This is a genomic window from Cryptosporangium arvum DSM 44712 (genome assembly GCF_000585375.1).
Taxonomy (GTDB): domain Bacteria; phylum Actinomycetota; class Actinomycetes; order Mycobacteriales; family Cryptosporangiaceae; genus Cryptosporangium; species Cryptosporangium arvum.
In genome coordinates, this window is the sequence record NZ_KK073874.1 from 5547490 (window position 1) to 5563712 (window position 16223).

At 73.2% G+C, this 16223-nt stretch carries 17 protein-coding genes; 10 read left to right on the forward strand and 7 right to left on the reverse strand.

Features of this window, described 5'->3' with window-relative positions; all coding sequences use genetic code 11:
- Positions 1-99: 99 nt before the first annotated feature.
- From CRYAR_RS25310 to CRYAR_RS25335, 6 genes are read left to right on the forward strand one after another with little or no spacing between them, the layout of a single operon-like run.
- Positions 100-1527 (forward strand): APC family permease, encoded by a 1428-nt coding sequence (locus CRYAR_RS25310; protein WP_051572176.1) that lies wholly within the window; start codon positions 100-102, stop codon positions 1525-1527.
- Complete coding sequence (locus tag CRYAR_RS25315; protein ID WP_035855632.1) at positions 1524-2879, forward strand: type I glutamate--ammonia ligase; 1356 nt, start codon at positions 1524-1526, stop codon at positions 2877-2879. The genes CRYAR_RS25310 and CRYAR_RS25315 overlap by 4 nt, the downstream gene beginning before the upstream one ends.
- Entirely contained in the window at positions 2867-4126 is a 1260-nt protein-coding gene (locus CRYAR_RS25320) for an amidohydrolase family protein (protein ID WP_211247625.1), read from the forward strand. The genes CRYAR_RS25315 and CRYAR_RS25320 overlap by 13 nt, the downstream gene beginning before the upstream one ends.
- Entirely contained in the window at positions 4017-5150 is a 1134-nt protein-coding gene (locus CRYAR_RS25325; RefSeq protein ID WP_035855633.1) for an alpha/beta hydrolase family protein, read from the forward strand. The genes CRYAR_RS25320 and CRYAR_RS25325 overlap by 110 nt, the downstream gene beginning before the upstream one ends.
- Complete coding sequence (locus CRYAR_RS25330; RefSeq protein ID WP_035855634.1) at positions 5150-6307, forward strand: M20 metallopeptidase family protein; 1158 nt, start codon at positions 5150-5152, stop codon at positions 6305-6307. The genes CRYAR_RS25325 and CRYAR_RS25330 overlap by 1 nt, the downstream gene beginning before the upstream one ends.
- Positions 6307-7164, forward strand: coding sequence for an LLM class flavin-dependent oxidoreductase (locus CRYAR_RS25335; RefSeq protein ID WP_051570932.1), 858 nt, complete (start codon positions 6307-6309; stop codon positions 7162-7164). The genes CRYAR_RS25330 and CRYAR_RS25335 overlap by 1 nt, the downstream gene beginning before the upstream one ends.
- Here the strand turns inward: CRYAR_RS25335 and CRYAR_RS25340 are convergent.
- The gene (locus CRYAR_RS25340; RefSeq protein WP_051570933.1) at positions 7135-7506 is read right to left on the reverse strand and encodes a hypothetical protein; all 372 of its coding nucleotides are present in this window, start codon (positions 7504-7506) and stop codon (positions 7135-7137) included. The two genes, CRYAR_RS25335 and CRYAR_RS25340, sit on opposite strands and share 30 nt — an antisense overlap.
- Positions 7507-7587: 81 nt before the next feature.
- Here CRYAR_RS25340 and CRYAR_RS50315 point away from each other — a divergent pair, with 81 nt between their 5' ends.
- Both CRYAR_RS50315 and CRYAR_RS50320 read left to right on the forward strand, forming a co-directional pair.
- Positions 7588-7875 (forward strand): ROK family protein, encoded by a 288-nt coding sequence (locus tag CRYAR_RS50315; protein ID WP_051570934.1) that lies wholly within the window; start codon positions 7588-7590, stop codon positions 7873-7875.
- 185 nt (positions 7876-8060) lie between these two features.
- Entirely contained in the window at positions 8061-8321 is a 261-nt protein-coding gene (locus CRYAR_RS50320; RefSeq protein WP_051570935.1) for an ROK family protein, read from the forward strand.
- A 25-nt stretch (positions 8322-8346) separates the two neighbouring features.
- Here the strand turns inward: CRYAR_RS50320 and CRYAR_RS25350 are convergent, their stop codons facing one another.
- Positions 8347-8898 carry a DUF4232 domain-containing protein gene (locus CRYAR_RS25350; protein ID WP_169745082.1) on the reverse strand — a complete coding sequence of 184 codons (552 nt, stop codon included), beginning with the start codon at positions 8896-8898 and terminating at the stop codon, positions 8347-8349.
- Positions 8899-8956: 58 nt separating this feature from the next.
- On the opposite strand from CRYAR_RS25350, the gene CRYAR_RS25355 reads away from it, so the two are divergent.
- Positions 8957-9727, forward strand: coding sequence for an SAM-dependent methyltransferase (locus tag CRYAR_RS25355; protein ID WP_035855637.1), 771 nt, complete (start codon positions 8957-8959; stop codon positions 9725-9727).
- A 34-nt stretch (positions 9728-9761) separates the two neighbouring features.
- On the opposite strand, the gene CRYAR_RS25360 is transcribed toward CRYAR_RS25355, so the two are convergent.
- Entirely contained in the window at positions 9762-11078 is a 1317-nt protein-coding gene (locus CRYAR_RS25360; protein ID WP_051570937.1) for an amino acid permease, read from the reverse strand.
- A gap of 131 nt (positions 11079-11209) precedes the next feature.
- A complete protein-coding gene (locus CRYAR_RS25365; RefSeq protein ID WP_035855640.1) occupies positions 11210-12163 on the reverse strand; it encodes an AraC family transcriptional regulator in 954 nt (317 codons plus the stop codon).
- An 80-nt stretch (positions 12164-12243) separates the two neighbouring features.
- Between CRYAR_RS25365 and CRYAR_RS25370 the strand changes: the two genes are divergently transcribed.
- Entirely contained in the window at positions 12244-13056 is an 813-nt protein-coding gene (locus CRYAR_RS25370; RefSeq protein ID WP_035855641.1) for an NmrA family NAD(P)-binding protein, read from the forward strand.
- A gap of 54 nt (positions 13057-13110) precedes the next feature.
- Here CRYAR_RS25370 and CRYAR_RS25375 read toward each other — a convergent pair whose 3' ends face one another.
- Genes CRYAR_RS25375 through CRYAR_RS25385 form a run of 3 tightly spaced genes read right to left on the reverse strand, consistent with a single transcriptional unit; the run spans position 13111 to position 16211 of the window.
- Positions 13111-14715, reverse strand: coding sequence for a GMC family oxidoreductase (locus tag CRYAR_RS25375; RefSeq protein ID WP_035855642.1), 1605 nt, complete (start codon positions 14713-14715; stop codon positions 13111-13113).
- Positions 14716-14733: 18 nt separating this feature from the next.
- Positions 14734-15021 carry a hypothetical protein gene (locus tag CRYAR_RS25380; protein WP_035855643.1) on the reverse strand — a complete coding sequence of 96 codons (288 nt, stop codon included), beginning with the start codon at positions 15019-15021 and terminating at the stop codon, positions 14734-14736.
- 2 nt (positions 15022-15023) lie between these two features.
- Positions 15024-16211, reverse strand: coding sequence for an amidohydrolase family protein (locus tag CRYAR_RS25385; RefSeq protein ID WP_035866311.1), 1188 nt, complete (start codon positions 16209-16211; stop codon positions 15024-15026).
- Positions 16212-16223: the final 12 nt, after the last annotated feature.

Here is a 16223-nt window from a genome sequence, read left to right on the forward strand (position 1 = left end):
ACCGGGAACCGTTCGGCCCTTGCCCCGGGCAACCAGGGAGGGATATTCCTGCGGGAGCCTCGCGTGCGACGCGGGCACCGGGTGGACGGAGTGTGCACCGTGGCGGGTCAAGGGCCGCGGCTCGGCCGCGAACTGAGCATCTGGGAGGCCGTCGGGATCTCCGTCGCCCTCATGGCGCCGTCGATGGCGGCGAACATCAATCCGCAGGGCATGGTCGGCAGCGTGGGGCGCGCGGTACCGCTCACGTTCGCGCTGGCCACCGCGGGAGTCCTGTTGGTCGCGTACACCTTCGTGCGCCTGACGCAGAAGTTCCACCACTCCGGGTCGGTCTACGGCTTCGTGGGCGCGACGCTCGGCCCGCGCCCCGGCGTCGTCGCCGGCTGGGGTCTGCTCGGCACGTACCTCTTCTACGCGGTGGTGACGTCCACCGCGTCGGCCCGGTTCCTGGTCGCGTTCCTCGACGGCACCGGCCTCTGGGACGCCCCGCCGGACTGGATCGTGCTGCCGATCGTCGCCGTCGTCCTGCTCGGTGTGCTCGCGCTGACGATCTCGCCGATCCGGCTCGGCACCCGCGTGCTGCTGATCGTCGAGGCCGCCACGGTCGCGCTGATCCTCGTCGTCGCGGTCGTGGTGCTGGCCCAGGTCGGCGCGGACGGCGACATCACGGTGAGCCCGTTCACGGTGCCGGCGGGCACCGACACGAGCGCGCTGTTCCTCGGCGTCGTCTTCGGCTTCCTGTCGTTCGCCGGGTTCGAAGCCGCGGCGACGCTCGGCGAGGAGACCCGGCGGCCCCGCCGCGACATTCCCCGCGCGATCCTCGGCACCGCGATCTTCGGCGGCGTCTACTTCGTCTTCGTGACCTGGGTGGAGGTGCAGGGCTTCGGCACCGACCAGGAGGGCCTCGACGCGTTCGCGAGCTCCGGGTCGCTCTTCGGGGACCTCGGCACCCGGTACGTGGGCGCCTGGCTCGGTGACCTGATCAGCCTCGGTGCCGCGATCAGCGCGTTCGGGTGCGCGCTGGCGTGCGCGGTCGGCGCGTCCCGGCTGCTCTACGCGATGGCCCGCGACGGGCTCGCCCCGGCGGCGCTGGCCCGGGTCGATCCGACCCGGCGCACCCCGGCCGGGGCCGCGCTCGGCGTCGTGGCCGCGGCCGCGGTGATCGAGGTGCTGCTCTGGTTGATCTACGACACGTCACTCGATGTGTTCGTCGCGGCCGGTGTGATCGGTACGTTGGTGCTGCTGGTGGTCTATGTCCTGGCTTCGGTCGGCGTCATCCGGCTGTTGTTCGTGAACCGAGACCCCACTGTCCGCACCTGGGAAGTGATCGTTCCGGTCGGGGGGCTGATCGTGCTGGGCTACACGCTCTACCGCAACGTCGTGCCGCTGCCGGAGGGTCGCAGCCTGGTCGCGCCGCTGGTGGCGGCGGTGTGGCTGCTCGTCGGGGTGGTCGTGGTGCTCGCCGCCCCGCAGCTGGCCCGGCGGGCCGGAACCGCGCTCACCGCCGACGAAGGGCTCACGAAGGTATGACCGATCCGACCCGTGCCCAGCAGATCGCCCACGAGCTCGCCGGACTCGGCGTGCACGGCGTCGCGCTCTCCTACGTGGACACCGCGGGCATCTCGCGCGTCAAGGCCGTGCCGACCAAGGCGCTCGCGAGCGCGGTACAGCGGGGCGTCGGCATGTCACCGGTCTTCGACCTGTTCCTGGCCGACGACTCGATCGTCGCCAGCGACCGGCAGGGCGGCCCCGACGGCGACCTGCGCCTCTACCCCGACCTCGACCGGCTGGTGGTGCTGGCCGCCGAGCCCGGCTGGGCCCTGGTGCCGGCCGACCGGCTCACCCAGGACGGCGTCGCGCACGTCAACTGCTCGCGGTCGCTGCTGCGCCGTACGGTGGCCGACGCCGCCGGCCGGGGTCTCACGTTCCGGACGGCGGTCGAGATCGAGTTCGTCCTCGGCCGGGGCGACGGGCCGGATTTTGTGCCGGCGTGCCAGGGCCCGGCCTACGGGCTCACCCGGCTGACCGAGCTGAGCGCCTACTGCGACGACGTCCTGACCGCGCTCGACGCGCAGGGCGTCCCGGTCGATCAGATCCACCCGGAGTACGCGCCCGGCCAGTACGAGGTCTCGGTCGGTGCGACCGACCCGGTCGCGGCGGCCGACCGGTCGGTCCTGGTCCGCTCGACGCTGCGCGCGCTCGCCCAGAAGCACGGGCTGCGGATCTCGTTCTCCCCGTCGGTGCTGGCCGGAGGAGTCGGGAACGGCGGGCACGTGCACCTCTCCACGTGGCGCGACGACCGGAACCTCCACGGGGGCGGCACCGGGCGCTACGGCCTCACCGGGGAGGCCGAGGCGTTCGCGGCCGGCGTCCTCGACGCGCTTCCGGCGCTGGCCGCGGTCACCACCCCCAGCCCGGCGAGCTTCCTGCGCCTGCAGCCGAGCCACTGGGCCGGCGTCTACACCTGCTGGGGTCACGAGACCCGGGAGGCCGCGCTGCGGATCGTCACCGGGGCCACCGACGTCCGCGACACCGCGGCCAACCTGGAGGTGAAGGCCGTCGACCTGGCCGCGAACCCGTACCTGGTGTTCGCCGCCCTGGTCACGGCCGGGCTCGACGGCGTCGACCGGCAGCTCACGCTGCCGGAGGAGATCACCGGCGACCCGTCGCGGTTCTCCGCGGCCGAGCTGGCCGCGCGCGGCATCCAGAAACTACCGACCACGATGGACGACGCCGTACGCGCGTTCAGCGGCGGCGTACTGGCCGCGGCCTGGGACGAGTTGCTCGTCGACGCGATCGTCACGGTCCGGCGCGGAGAGGCGGCGCGGATGGACGGACGGACGCCGGCCGCGATCGCGGAGGCGTACCGGTGGGTCTACTGATCGATCATCACTGTCACGGCGTCGTCACCCGCGAGCTCGACCGCGCGGGATTCGAGGCCCTGATCAGCGAGGGCGGCGCCCCACCGCCCGGCGACACGAACTTCGACACGCCGGTCGGCCTGGCGATCCGGCGGCACTGCGCCCCCCGGCTCGACCTGCCGGAACACGCGTCGCCGGAGGACTACCTGGCGCGCCGCGCGGAGCTGGGCACCGAGGAGGTGACCCGCCGCCTGCTCGCGACGACCGGCACCGCGCGCTACCTGGTCGACACCGGGTTCAACGCCGAGGGCCTGACGACGCCGGAGCAGCTCGCCGGGATCACCGGCGCCCGCGCCCACCACGTCGTGCGGCTGGAGAAGGTCGCCGAGGACCTGGCGTCCGACGGTGTGGACCCCGCGGAGTTCGCCGGCGCGTTCCGTGACCGCCTGCACCGGGCCGTGGCCGACGTCGGCGCGGTCGGCGTGAAGTCGGTGGCCGCCTACCGCACCGGCTTCCGCCTCGACCCCGCGCCGCCCGGCGCCGCGGAGGTGACCGCGGCCGTCGCCCGGTGGGGCGGCACCACGCGTCTGGCCGACCCGGTGCTCCAGCGCTTCACGCTGGAGGCCGCCGTGGAGCTCGGCCTTCCCATCCAGTTCCACGTCGGTTTCGGCGACCGCGACATCCGGATGACCGACGTCGACCCCACCCTGCTCAGCGACTGGATCGGCCGCCACCGCGTCCCGGTGATGCTGCTGCACTGCTGGCCGTACCAGCGGCAGGCCTCGTTCCTCGCCGCGGTGTTCCCGAACGTCCACGTCGACGTCGGGCTGGCGCTGCACTACGTGGGGCCGCGCCGCGGCGTGGCGGTGCTCGCGGAGCTCGCCGAGGTCGCCCCGTTCACGCGGGCTGTACTCCTCGGACGCGTACGGCGTTCCGGAGCTGTACCAGCTGGGAGCGCACGGCTTCGCCACGGCACTGACCGCGCTGCTGGAGGACCGGGTCGGCAGCGGCGAATGGGCCCGGGCCGACGCCGAGCGCATCGCCGCCCTGATCGGGCACGGCAACGCCGAACGCGTCTACCGGCTATAAACCGCGCCGATGGCAGGCATCAGAAGATCGCTGTTCCGCATGGCTGCCCGATCGGTGATAGTCATCAGCGTGTTCGAATACTTTCCCGGCAATTACGTCTGGAACCTGGGCGTCGTCGCGGCCCTCAACTCCGGCGGGCTGATCGACGAGGTCGATCGGGCCTGCCGCCCGATCCGTGAGGCCGCCGCGCAGGGCGAGGACGCCGGTACCCCGGACTTCCTGCGCGCGTGGACGGCGCTCACCGATCAGCTCGTCGGCCAGGCCGAGGACGCCGGGAAGGCCGGTCACGCGCGTACCGCGACGCAGCTCTACCGACGCGCGACGAACTACCTGTGCCAGGCCGAGCGGATGCTGTCGAACGCCGACCCGAACCGCATCCCCACCTACCGCCGGGTCCTGGAGCTGCAGGAGAAGGCGTTCCCGGAGAGCGTGCGCCGGGTCGCGGTGCCGTACCGGGGCACGACGCTCCCGGCGTACTTCAGCGCCGCTCCCGGCGACGGTCCGAGGCCGGTCGTCGTGCTGGTCAACGGGCTGGACTCCACGAAGGAGCACCAGTTCTCCTCCGGCCACTGGGAGGAGCTCGCCGCGCGCGGCGTCTCCTGCCTGATGCTCGACCAGCCCGGCAGCGGTGAGGCGTTGCGCCTGCAGGGCCTGACCGCACGCATCGACGCCGAAGCCTGGGGCGCGGCGGCGGTGGACTACCTGCTCACCCGCGACGACGTCGACGGCAGCCGCCTGGGCATCGTCGGCTGGTCGCTGGGCGGCTACTACGCGCCCCGCGTCGCCGCGTTCGAGAAGCGGTTCGCGCTCTGCGTGGCCTGGGGAGCGAACCACAACTGGAGCGCGGTGCAGCGCCGCCGGCTCGAGCGCGAGGGCGAGCGCCCGGTGCCGCACTACTGGGAGCACGTGCTCTGGGTGTGGGGCCACACCGACCTCGACGAGTTCATCGCGTTCGCCGACGACGTGCACCTGGACGGCGTGGTCGAGAAGATCACGGTGCCGTTCCTGATCGCGCACGGCGCGAACGACCGGCAGATCCCGCTCGAGTACGCGCACCGCTCCTACGACCAGGCCGTGAACGCACCGCGGCGCGACCTGCGCGTCTTCACGCCCGAGGAGGGCGCGACCGAGCACATCGGGCTCGACCACCTGCCCTACGTCAGCACGTACATCGCGGATTGGGTGGCGGATACGTTCGCCTAGTGGACGAACTCGCAGACGCCTGGCGCGCGGCGCTGGCCGATGAATTACCGGGCGCGGTCGCGCTCCGGCACGAACTGCACGCCAACCCGGACGTCTCCGGCGCGGAGGATCCGACCGCGGACCGCGTCGTGGCGGCGCTCGGCCTCCCGGCCGAACGGATCGCCGGAACCGGCCGGCTGCTGCGGATCGGCCCGGACGGCCCGTCGATCGGGCTCCGCGCCGAGATGGACGCGCTGCCGGTGACCGAGGCGACCGGCGCTCCGTTCGCGGCGGGGAACGGCGCCATGCACGCGTGCGGGCACGACGTGCACCTCGCCGCGCTGGTGGCGGTGGTGCGGGCCGCGCGGCGGCTGGAGCTGCCGCGGGGCCTGGTCGTGGTGCTCCAGCCGCGCGAGGAGGTGGGGCCGACCGGGGCGATCGACGTCGTCACCTCCGGGCGGCTGCTCGATCACCAGGTGCGCGCGTTGATCGCCGCGCACGTGCAACCCCTGGTCGCGGCGGGCCGGGTCACCAGCGACCCCGGGCCGGTGAACGCGTCGGTCGACGAGGTGGACATCGTGATCACCGGGCGGGGCGGGCACGGGGCGTACCCGCACCTGGCGGCCGACCCGGTGCCGGTGCTCTGCCGGGCGGTGCTCGCGCTGGGCGACGCCGCCCGCGCCGCGGTGGACCCGCTGCACCCGGTCGTGGTGACCTTCCCGCAGATCGAAGGTTCCGGGGCGCCCAACGTCATCCCCGGCACCGCACGGGCGTCGGGCACCGTGCGGGCGATGCGCGAGGAGGACCGCACGCTGCTGCACGAACGCCTGGCCCGCACCGTCGACGGGATCGCCGCGGCCGGCGGCTGCGTCGGCGAGTACCGGGTGCGCCGGGGCGAGCCGGCGCTGGTGAACGACCCGGCGCTGGCCGCGTCGGCCGGCCGATGGCTGCGCGCGTTCGGGGTGCCGGGCGCGAGCTTCGCGTCCTGCGGCTCCGACGACTTCGCCACCTACGGCCCGCAGGTGCCGATCCTCATGCACTTCGTCGGCACCGGGGAGGGGCCCGCGGGTCCGATGCTGCACGACGCGCGTTACCTTCCCGACGACCAGGTCATCAGCACCGTGGCCACCGCACTGCTCGGCGGGTGGCTCGGCGCGGCCACCGCGGAGGGGACGTAATGCAGCTCGACGCCGTCATGTGGCCGGACGCGGCCTGGCCGGTCGTGCGGGAGGAGTGGCGGCACGCCGAACGCCTCGGGATCCACCGCGGCTGGTTCTACGACCACCTGAACCTCCACGGCCCGGCGCCGTGGCACGAGGCCTGGACCGCGCTGGCGGCCGTCGCGGCGGCCACCTCGCGGATCGGCGTCGGCACCCAGGTGACCTCGCCGAACTTCCGGCATCCGGTCACCACGGCCAAGGCCGCGCTGAGCCTCGACGCGCTGTCCGAGGGGCGGTTCGTGCTGGGCATCGGCGCGGGCGGACCGGGGCGCGACTCGGACGCGTTCGGGGGCGTGCCGCTCTCCCGGGCCGAGCGCACCGCCCGCTTCCGCGAGTACGTCGACCTGACCGACCGGCTGTTGCGCCGCGAGCACACCGACGTCACCGGCACGTTCTTCAGCGCGCACGACGTCGCGCTCGGGGGTGGGGAGCCACGCCGGCCGCCGATCGCGATCGCCGCCACCGGGCGGCGGGGTATGGCGCTGGCGGCCGCGTTCGGCGACCTGTGGATCACCCAGGACGTCGCGAAGGACCCCGCGGTCTCCGGCCACGCCGAGATCGGCCGGCAGCTCGCGGAGCTGGCCGAGGTCTGCGCCGAGCACGGCCGCGACCCGGCGACGCTGCCGTCGCTGGCCGTGCTCGGGTACGGCGACGAGCGGCCGCTGGACTCGATCGAGTCGTTCCGCGACTGCGTGGGCCGCTACGGCGAACTCGGGGTCACGACGCTGGCCGTGCTCTGGCCCCGCGAGCACGGCCGGCTGTCGGTCCTGGAGGAGGCCGCCGCGCTACTTCCAGGGCCGGGCCCGGACGCATGAGGCCGGGTCCTCGTTCCCCCGGCCCACGACGACCGTCCCGGCGGGGTCGACCGCGCAGCGCCGGGGAGGGCCGTCCCACTCGCTGATCGTCTCCCCGGTGCGGCTGATCGCCCGCACGAGGAGGACCGAGACCACGTTGGTGCCGGTCAGCGCGAGTCCGGCCGCGAACGTCCCGTTGATCACCGGCACGGTCCGGGTGTTCCCGTCGACCGTCACCCGGACGGTGTCCACCTCCGCCGTCGCACGACCGAGGACCTGCGCGTACCGTCCCGCGCTCGGGTACGCATCCGGGTACGCGGCGCTGGGGAGCCACCCGGGGTTCGGCAGAGCGCGGGGCCGCACGATCGTGGCCTCGGGCGGCAGCGAGCCGCCGCCGCGGCTCGCGCGCCACAGGCCCGGAAGTGGTGCTGGGCGCGCGGAGCGGTGGTCGACGGGAGCCTCGCCGAGCACGCACCGGGCCGAGCCGTCTGGGGTACCGGCGTCGGCGTTCCCGGCCCGGTCGAGTTCGACACCGGTCTGCCGGTCGCCCCGCCGATCATGCCGGGCTGGGACGGGTACCCGATCCGCGACCGGCTCTCGCGCCGCTGCGCCGCAGCGACCTGGATCGACAACGACGTGAACCTCCTCGCGCTGGGCGAGGTGCGCACCAACCCCGCGGCCGCGGCCGACATGCTGTTCGTAAGATCGGCACCGGCATCGGCGCCGGTCTGATCTCCGGCGGACGGCTGCACCGCGGCCGGAACGGCTGCGCGGCGACATCGGGCACGTGGTCGCGGCCGAGACCGAGGGCGTGATCTGCCGCTGCGGCGACGCCGGGTGCCTGGAGGTCGTCGCCGGGGGCGCCGCGCTGGCCCGGGAGGGGGCGCTGGCTGGCCGAGACCGGCGGCCGCCCGCTGATGGCCGAGACGCTCGCGACCACCGGGGCGCTGCGGGCCTCGGACGTCACGACCGCCGCGCATCGCGGCGACCCCGGGGCGCGGGCGTTGCCGGCCCGGGCCGGGCGGCTGGTGGGCGCGACGCTGGCGACGCTCGTCAGCTTCTACGACCCCGGGCTGGTGGTGGTCGGTGGGGCCGTGGCGCACGCGGGCGACTACGTGCCGGCCGCGATCCGCGAGTCGGTGTGCCGGCGGTCGCCAGCGGCCGACCCCGCCGCCTGAGCGGCGGCCCTGCCTCCGCGGCCGGTTACTCGCGGACCCAGGGGCTGACCGCGACCGCACCGGTGTTGCCGGCGTCCACCGTCAGCGCGAGGAGCTGCGGTGTCCGGCCGGGCCCGGTGGCGACCCGCAGGTACTCGCCGTGCACCGCGGTCTCGGCGACCGTGGTGACGTTGCGCCAGAGCAGCACCGCTCCGGCCTCCTCGCCCCGGGCGAGCGTGATGCTCGCGGGTGGACCGTCGTAGCGCTCGATCCGATGCACGTGCTCGGTGCCGTGCCGCACCTCGACGTCCACCCGGCGTCCACCGGCGTCGAGCACCTCGAGCGCGGGATACCCGTGGAGGGTGTACGCGTCGCGTCCACAGTTACGCACCGTGATCCCCACGGCTCGCAGCCCCATCGCGCCGTCAACCTCACCGACGGTGATCAGGACACCTTTCACGCACGGCGCCTGCCCGGACGGGGTGGCGCTCACGGCCACGCTCGGCGGCGCGACCACCGCGGGCCGGAGCACGTCCGTGCCCGCACCGCACCCGGCCAGCGTCATCACCACGAACGCACCCGCCAGAGCTTTCCGCACCGGCCCCATGATGCCCGAGCATGGTGCGACCGGGACCTCATCGATCCACAATGGTCGTATGAGCGACGCCGTCGAGCTGCGCACCGAACGCCCCCACCCGGCCCGGATCTACAACTATCTGCTCGGCGGCGACGACAATTATCCCGCCGACCGCGCCGCCGCCGAGGCCGGCCTGGCGGTGAACCCCGGCGCGCGGGTCGCCGCCCGGTCGAACCGCGAGTTCCTGCGGCGGGTGGTGACCTTCCTGGCCGGCGCGGGCGTCGATCAGTTCCTCGACGTCGGCAGCGGGATCCCGGCCGCCGACAGCACGCACCTGGTCGCCCCGGACGCCACGGTCGTCTACCTCGACTACGACCCGCTCGTCGTGGCCCGCGGCCGGGACGAACCGGGACGCGTCCGGTACGCCCACGCCGACCTGCGCGAACCCGACCGGGTGCTGGCCCGGGCGGCCGAGACGCTCGACCTGTCCCGCCCCGTGGGCCTCCTGCTCGTGGCCGTGACCCACCACCTGCTCGACGCCGAGGACCCGCACGCGCGCGTCGCCCGGCTGGTGCACGCGCTGGCCCCCGGGTCGTATCTGGCGCTCTCCCAGCTCACCTCCGACCTGGCCCCGGACGGGTGGAGCGCCCTGGAACAGGACTTCACGAAACGCGGCGTGGTGTTACGTCCGCGGCCGGCCCGGGAGATCGCCCGCTTCTTCGACGGCCTCGAGCCGGTCGAGCCGGGCCTCACCCTGGTCCACCGCTGGCGCCCCGACGCCCACGACCTCCAGTCCGACCAGCCGGACGACCTGGTCTCCGTCATGGGCGCCGTCGCCCGCAAGCCCTAGCGCCTGCGCGCGGCCGTCCTGCTCGATGCACACCTCATTCGGGGGCCGCCGGGGTCGGGTCGGTGGCCCGGTGGCGGCGGGCCACCAGCGCGTGCGCGGCTACGACGAACGCCAGCGAACCCAGGCTCAGCAGCAGCTGCGAGCGCGTGTCCGACCTCACCCCCATCGACACCAGCACGACGAGGATCGCGAGGACGACGAGGCCGGTCAGGACCGGGTAGCCCCACATCTTCACCGGGAGTTCGTCGTCCGGGGTGCGGCGGCGCAGGATCAGCTGCGAGAGGCAGATGAACAGGTAGACGAAGAGGATCACCGCGCCGGAGGAGTTCAGCAGGAAGAGGAACACGGTGTCGGGTGAGATGAAGGCCGCGATCACGCACAGGAAGCCGATGACCGTCGACACGAGGATCGCCGCGACCGGGACGCCGCGGCCGGAGAGGCGGGTCAGGCGCTGCGGGGCCTCGTGGCGCGCGGCCAGCACGAACACCATCCGGGAGGCGGTGTAGAGACCGGAGTTCAGGCACGAGAGCACCGCGGTGAGCACGACCGCGTTCATCAGGTCGGCCGCGCCCGGGATGCCCATCACGTCGAACGCGCTCACGTAGGGCGACTCGCCCAGGCGGGTCGAGTTCCAGGGCAGGATCGCCGCGAGCAGGAACACCGAGCCGACGTAGAAGATCGAGATCCGCACGACGACCGAGTTCGTCGCCTTGGAGATCGCCCGGGCCGGGTCGTCGGACTCGGCGGCGGCCACGGTCGCGATCTCGGCGCCCACCATCGAGAAGATGACGACGACGATCGACGAGAAGATCACGCCGGTACCGTTCGGCAGGAACCCGCCGTGCTCGGTCAGGTTCGAGAAGTCCAGGTCGCGCCCCGGCCAGAGGCCCAGGACGAAACACGCGCCCAGCGCGAGCATCGCGCAGATCGCGAACACCTTGATCCCGGCGAACCAGTACTCGAACTCGCCATAGGAGCGCACCGAGAACAGGTTCGTCACGGTCATCAGCACCATCAACGCGAGCGCGAGCGTCCAGAGCGGAGCGTCGATCCAGCGCCGCAGGATCTCGGCGCCGGCGACGGCCTCGAAGCCGACGACGATCACCCAGAAATACCAGTACAGCCAGCCGACGGAGAAGCCCGCCCAGTTGCCGAGCGCGGTCCGGGCGTAGTCGGCGAACGAGCCGGTGGACGGGTGCGCGACCGCCATCTCGCCGAGCATCCGCATGACCAGCACGATGAGCACACCGGTGACGGCGTAGGTGAGGAACGCGGCCGGACCGACGTCGTTGATCACCGCGCCGGAGCCGACGAACAGCCCCGCGCCGATGACGCCGCCGATCGCGATCATCCGGAGATGGCGCGGCCTCAGTCCTTTGTGTAGTTCGGGCGCTGACGGTGCTTCGCTGACCTGGGCCATGGCACGCTCCTCCCGGACGGATACGGTGTGCGTACCAACCACTGCGCTCGGTGAAACCCCGCTCACACCGCGGCGCGGAACTCCGCCGGGCTCACGCCCCGGACCCGCTTGAACGCCGAGCTGAGCGCGAACGGGCTCGAGTACCCGACCTTGCGGGCGACCGCGCCCAGGGTGGCGTCCGGCTCACGCAGGAGATCCGCGGCCAGCGCCAGACGCCAGCCGGTCAGGAACGCCATCGGCGGTTCGCCGACGAGATCGGTGAACCGGCGCGCGAGCGCAGCCCGCGAGACGCCGGTCTCGCGGGCCAGCAGCGCGACCGTCCACGCCCGGGCCGGGTCCGTCTGGAGCATCCGGATCGCCGGGCCCACCACCGGGTCGCCGTGCGCGCGGTACCAGCCGGGCGCGGCCGCGTCCTGGCGCGCGAACCACCAGCGCAGCGCCCCGATCAGCAGCAGGTCCAGCAGCCGGTCGAGCACCGCGGCCTGGCCCGGGGCATCACGCACGACCTCCTCGGCCAGGAACCCGATCAGGGGGTTCTCCCAGGACGAGCCCCGGATCACCAGCACCGGCGGCAGCGTGGCCAGCAGGCGGGAACTCACCTCGCTGTGCACCTCGTAGGTGCCGGTCAGCAGTTCGGTGCCACCGATCGCGTCGTTGCCCCAGGTGCGGACGCCGAGCGCGCCGGGCGGCGACATCAGGTCGGTCATCAGGCCGAGCGGGGCACCGGCCGGGGTCTGGCACACCTGCCCGGGCAGGATGTGCACCTGCGGCGCGGTGCCCGGGTCGTCGGCGACGGTGTACGGATCCGGGCCGCGGAAGATCGCCAGGTCGCCGGCGGCGAGCCGGGTCACCCCACCGGCGTCCGGCAGCACGCACAGGGTTCCCTGCACGACCGCGCAGAGCGTCAGCGGTGACTCGTCGCGGATCCGGATCGACCAGGGTGGAGTCAGCAGCGAACGGACCAGGAACGCGCCCCGGGCGCGGGGTCCGTCGAGGAGGCCGGCGAGAGTGTCCACGCGCTCACGGTAGACGATCGCGTATGCGGCTGCGGCTCGCGGCGATGGAACCGTCTCGCCGAAACCGGTCTCCTGGAGACATGACGATCCTCATCACCGCAGGACACGGAAAGACCGGCCGGCGCGTCGCCGCGCGCCTCGACGCGCTCGGCATCCCCACCCGGGTGGGCTCACGCACCGGCACCCCGCCCTTCGACTGGTACGCGCCGGAGACCTGGCCGGCCGCGCTCGCCGGGGTGGACGCCGCCTACCTCGCGTTCGTCCCCGACCTCGCGGTGCCGGACGCCCCGAAGACGATCGAGGCGTTCACCGCGGAGGCCGCGCGGCAGGGCGTCCGCCGCCTGGTGTTGCTCTCCGGACGCGGCGAGGCCGAGGCCGAGCGGTGCGAGCACCTCGTGCGTGCCGCCACCCCGGAGTCGACGGTCGTGCGCTGCAGCTGGTTCGCGCAGAACTTCAGCGAGGACTACCTGGTCCCGCCGGAGGACGGGGTTCTCCGGCTGCCGGTCGGGGACGTGCGCGAGCCGTTCGTCGACGCCGACGACATCGCCGACGTCGCGGTCGCCGCGCTCACCGACGGACGGCACGCCGGTCAGGTCTACGAGCTCACCGGTCCGCGTGCGCTGACGTTCGCCGAGGCCGCGGCGGAGATCGGCCGGGCGTCCGGGCGGGACGTCCGGTTCGAGCCGGTGCCGCTGGACGCCTATACCGGTGCGCTCCGCGACGCGCAGACGCCGGAGGAGGTGATCGCGCTGGTCTCCTACCTGTTCACCGAGGTGCTCGACGGACGCAACGAGGGCGTCCGCGACGGTGTGCGCCGCGCGCTGGGCCGCGAGCCGCGGGACTTCGCCGACTACGCGCGCGACGCCGCGCGCACCGGCGTCTGGGCCGGCTAGCCGGGTCGTCGAACGCGGTGATCCGGGCGGGTCGCCCGGATCACCGCGCACCGGTCAGAAGAACGTCGACGCCCGTTCGGCGAGCATGACCGCGGTGGCGTTCGTGCCGCGGCGGGGCACCGCGGGCAGCACCGACGTGTCGACGACACGCAGGCCCTGGACGCCCCGGACGGCCAGCGAACCGTCGACGACCGCGCCGGGATCGGAGTCCGGGCCCATCCGCGCGCTCCCGGACAGGTGGAAGTTCGAGTTCAGGTGCGCGCGCAGCCACCGGTCGAGCGCACCGTCGTCGGTGAGCGTCGCGGCGTCGGGCCCGGTGATCGACGCGACGTGCGCGGCGAGCGGCCCGCTGCGCAGCAGCTCGACGGCGGTGCGGACCCCGGTGCGCAGCCGCGCCCGGTCGCCCGCCGACCGCAGGTAGTCGAAGTGCAGTACCGGCTCCCCCGCGACCAGCTCGAGGTGGCCCCGCGACTCCGGACGCTGCAGCGCGACCATCAGGTTGAGGTCGCCCTGCCGGATCACCTGCGTCGCCAGGCGCCGCAACGACACCCCGCGCAGCGCCGCGAGGGTCCGCCGCGGCCGGCGCAGCACGTCCGACGCGCCCCGCACCAGCGACGTCCGGCCGCTGCCGGTGTCGGTCATCATCGCGCCGAGCGGGATCGCGAACAGCAGCAGTTCCAGGTCACCCGCCGGGTCGGCGCCCGAATCGAGGTTCAGGCCGACCTGCGCGGTCAGCGTCGACGGGTCGAACGGCAGGTCACCCCGCGCGTTGAAGCCCACGTACACGTCGGGGTGGTCGGAGAAGTCGTGGCCGACACCCGGCGCGTCGACGACGACGTCGATGCCCGCCGCACGTAACCGGTCCGCCGCCCCGATCCCGGACGTCATCAGCAGGTGCGGCGACTTCACCGACCCCGCCGACAGCACGACGTCGCCGGCGCGGAGCAGTTCGCCGCCGACGTGCACGCCGACCGCGCGGCCGCCGTCGATCGCCACCCGGGTCACGTCCGCGTTCCCCCGCACGGTCAGGTTCGGCCGGTCGAGGTGCGGGAGCAGGTGTGAGATCGCGGTGTTCACCCGCACCCCGTCGACGAAGTTGCCCGGCACCAGGCCGACGCCGGGCGTCTCGTCGCCGTTCTTGTTCTTCTCCTCGGGGAAGCCGGCCGCCAGGCAGGCGTCGAGGAACGCGGCGGAGAGCGGGCTGAGCGCCTCGCCCCTGACCCGCTGCACCGGCAGCGGACCGCGGGTGTCGCCGGGGTAGTCGAGGTCGTCCTCGGCGCGGCGGTAGAACGGCAGGCACGCCTCGTACGACCAGTCGGGGTTGCCGAGCGCGACCCAGTCGTTGAAGTCGGCCCGGGTCGCCCGGACGTAGTTCGCGCCGTTCAGAGCCCCCGAACCGCCGAGCACGCGGCCGCGCGGGATCGTCCACGGCAGGTCCGGGGTGAGGAACGCGGGCCAGGACGAATTGTACGGATTGCCGGGGAGGACGGCCGAGAGCGACGAGACGCGGAGGAGCTCGTCGGGGAACTCACCGGGCGTGGCGAAGACCGGACCGGCCTCGAGCAGCAGCACGCGGCGGTCCGGGTTCTCCGACAGACGTCCCGCGAGCACGCACCCGGCGGTGCCGGCGCCCACGACGATGACGTCGTACTCCCTCACCCCGCCATTGTTGCTCGCTCAGGAACGGGCCGTGCCCGTCCAGTCGTCGACCAGGTAGGCCCAGCGGTCGGAGATCGCCTGTTCGAGGTCGGACATGTCGGTCATCGAGGCGTGGGCGGCGGCTCCGGTGATCGTCGGCAGCAGCGCGTGCAGTTCGTCGCCGCTCAGGCCGATCGCGCGGAGCGTCGGCGCGTCCCGCTCGACGTCGATCTCGTCGGGCAGGTCGGAGCGGGCGAGGAGCACCGCCAGGTCCTCCTCGCCCTCCTCCAGCAGCAGGCCGGCCAGGCTGGCCTTCGAGACACGCATCGTCAGACCGGCCGGCGCGTGGCCAGGAAACGCCCGTTGTCGCGCATCACAGCCTGGCACGCCTCGTCGCTGTAGTCGTAGTTCTTCAGGTCCTTGAGGTAGGAAGCCGGCTCGGCGAGCCCCTCGACGTGCGGGTAGTCCGAGCCCATCAGGATGTGCTCGGCGCCGATCAGGCGCAGCAGGCTGGCCAGCTCGTCCTCGTAGAACGGCGAGACCCACACGTGCCGCTTCAGCGTCTCGCGCGGGTCCTCCGGGTAGAGGTGCGGTACCTGCCCGTAGGACTTCGTGAGCTTCTCGAACAGGTGGAACACCCAGTCCGAACCGACCTCGATCGACGCCACGCGCAGGTTCGGGAAGCGGGCGAACAGGCCGAGCGCCAGGTGCGAGGCGATCGTGTCCTGGAGCGGGTTGGCGCTCACCAGACCGCGGAACGCATTGGCCCGGAACGCCTCGGTGAAGTCGTTCTCGCCCCAGTCCTTGAGGTACCTCGTGTACGGCGACTCGCCGCCGTGGTAGAGCACGGTGATACCGGAGTCGTTCGCGAGCTGCCAGAACCCGTCGAACATCGGGTCGCCGGGAGCGCGTGACCCGAGCGCGGTCGTCACCGGCCCACCGACCATGACGACGAACCGCGCGTCGCGCTCGAGCGCCCACTGCAGCTCGGCCACGGCGTTCGCCGGGTCGGAGAGCGTGATGTACGGGGCGGCGAAGATCCGGCCCTGGTAGGCGAAGCCCCAGTCCTCGTCGAGCCAGCGGTTGAAAGCCCGGAACGCCGCGGTCATCGCCGGGAGGTCGTGGATCAACGCCTGCTCCATGCCGACGCCGAGCGTCGGCAGCATGATGCAGGCCTCCATGCCCTGGCGGTCCATGCACGCGAGGCGGGCGTCCCGGTCGCGGTACTCGGCGCGGATCGGCTCCAGCTCGCCGAACAGCTGCTTCGGGTCGGCGCTCTTCGGGTTGCGACCGCGGAAGTACTCGTCCATGACGCCGGGCGCGGCGACCGGGTCGAAGGTCGGGTTCGGGATGAACTTGTTGACCTTGCCGCCGACGAGCAACCGCTGCCTGCCGTTGATCGTCGCCCACTGCATCGTGCGCTTCTTGTACTCGGGCTCGAGATGGCGCGTGAACGCGTCGAGCGCCTCGTAGTAGTGGTTGTCGCAGTCGAAGAACGTCCACGGGAGCTCGGTCATCGTCGTCACCTC

Coding starts and splice junctions, on each gene's coding strand:
- CRYAR_RS25380 (WP_035855643.1), bottom strand. CDS start 15,021: ATGCGTGTCTCGAAGGCCAGCCTGGCCGGCCTGCTGCTGGAGGAGGGC.
- CRYAR_RS50320 (WP_051570935.1), top strand. CDS start 8,061: ATGGCCGAGACGCTCGCGACCACCGGGGCGCTGCGGGCCTCGGACGTC.
- CRYAR_RS25360 (WP_051570937.1), bottom strand. CDS start 11,078: ATGATCGCGATCGGCGGCGTCATCGGCGCGGGGCTGTTCGTCGGCTCC.
- CRYAR_RS25355 (WP_035855637.1), top strand. CDS start 8,957: ATGAGCGACGCCGTCGAGCTGCGCACCGAACGCCCCCACCCGGCCCGG.
- CRYAR_RS25385 (WP_035866311.1), bottom strand. CDS start 16,211: ATGACCGAGCTCCCGTGGACGTTCTTCGACTGCGACAACCACTACTAC.
- CRYAR_RS25370 (WP_035855641.1), top strand. CDS start 12,244: ATGACGATCCTCATCACCGCAGGACACGGAAAGACCGGCCGGCGCGTC.
- CRYAR_RS25335 (WP_051570932.1), top strand. CDS start 6,307: ATGCAGCTCGACGCCGTCATGTGGCCGGACGCGGCCTGGCCGGTCGTG.
- CRYAR_RS25315 (WP_035855632.1), top strand. CDS start 1,524: ATGACCGATCCGACCCGTGCCCAGCAGATCGCCCACGAGCTCGCCGGA.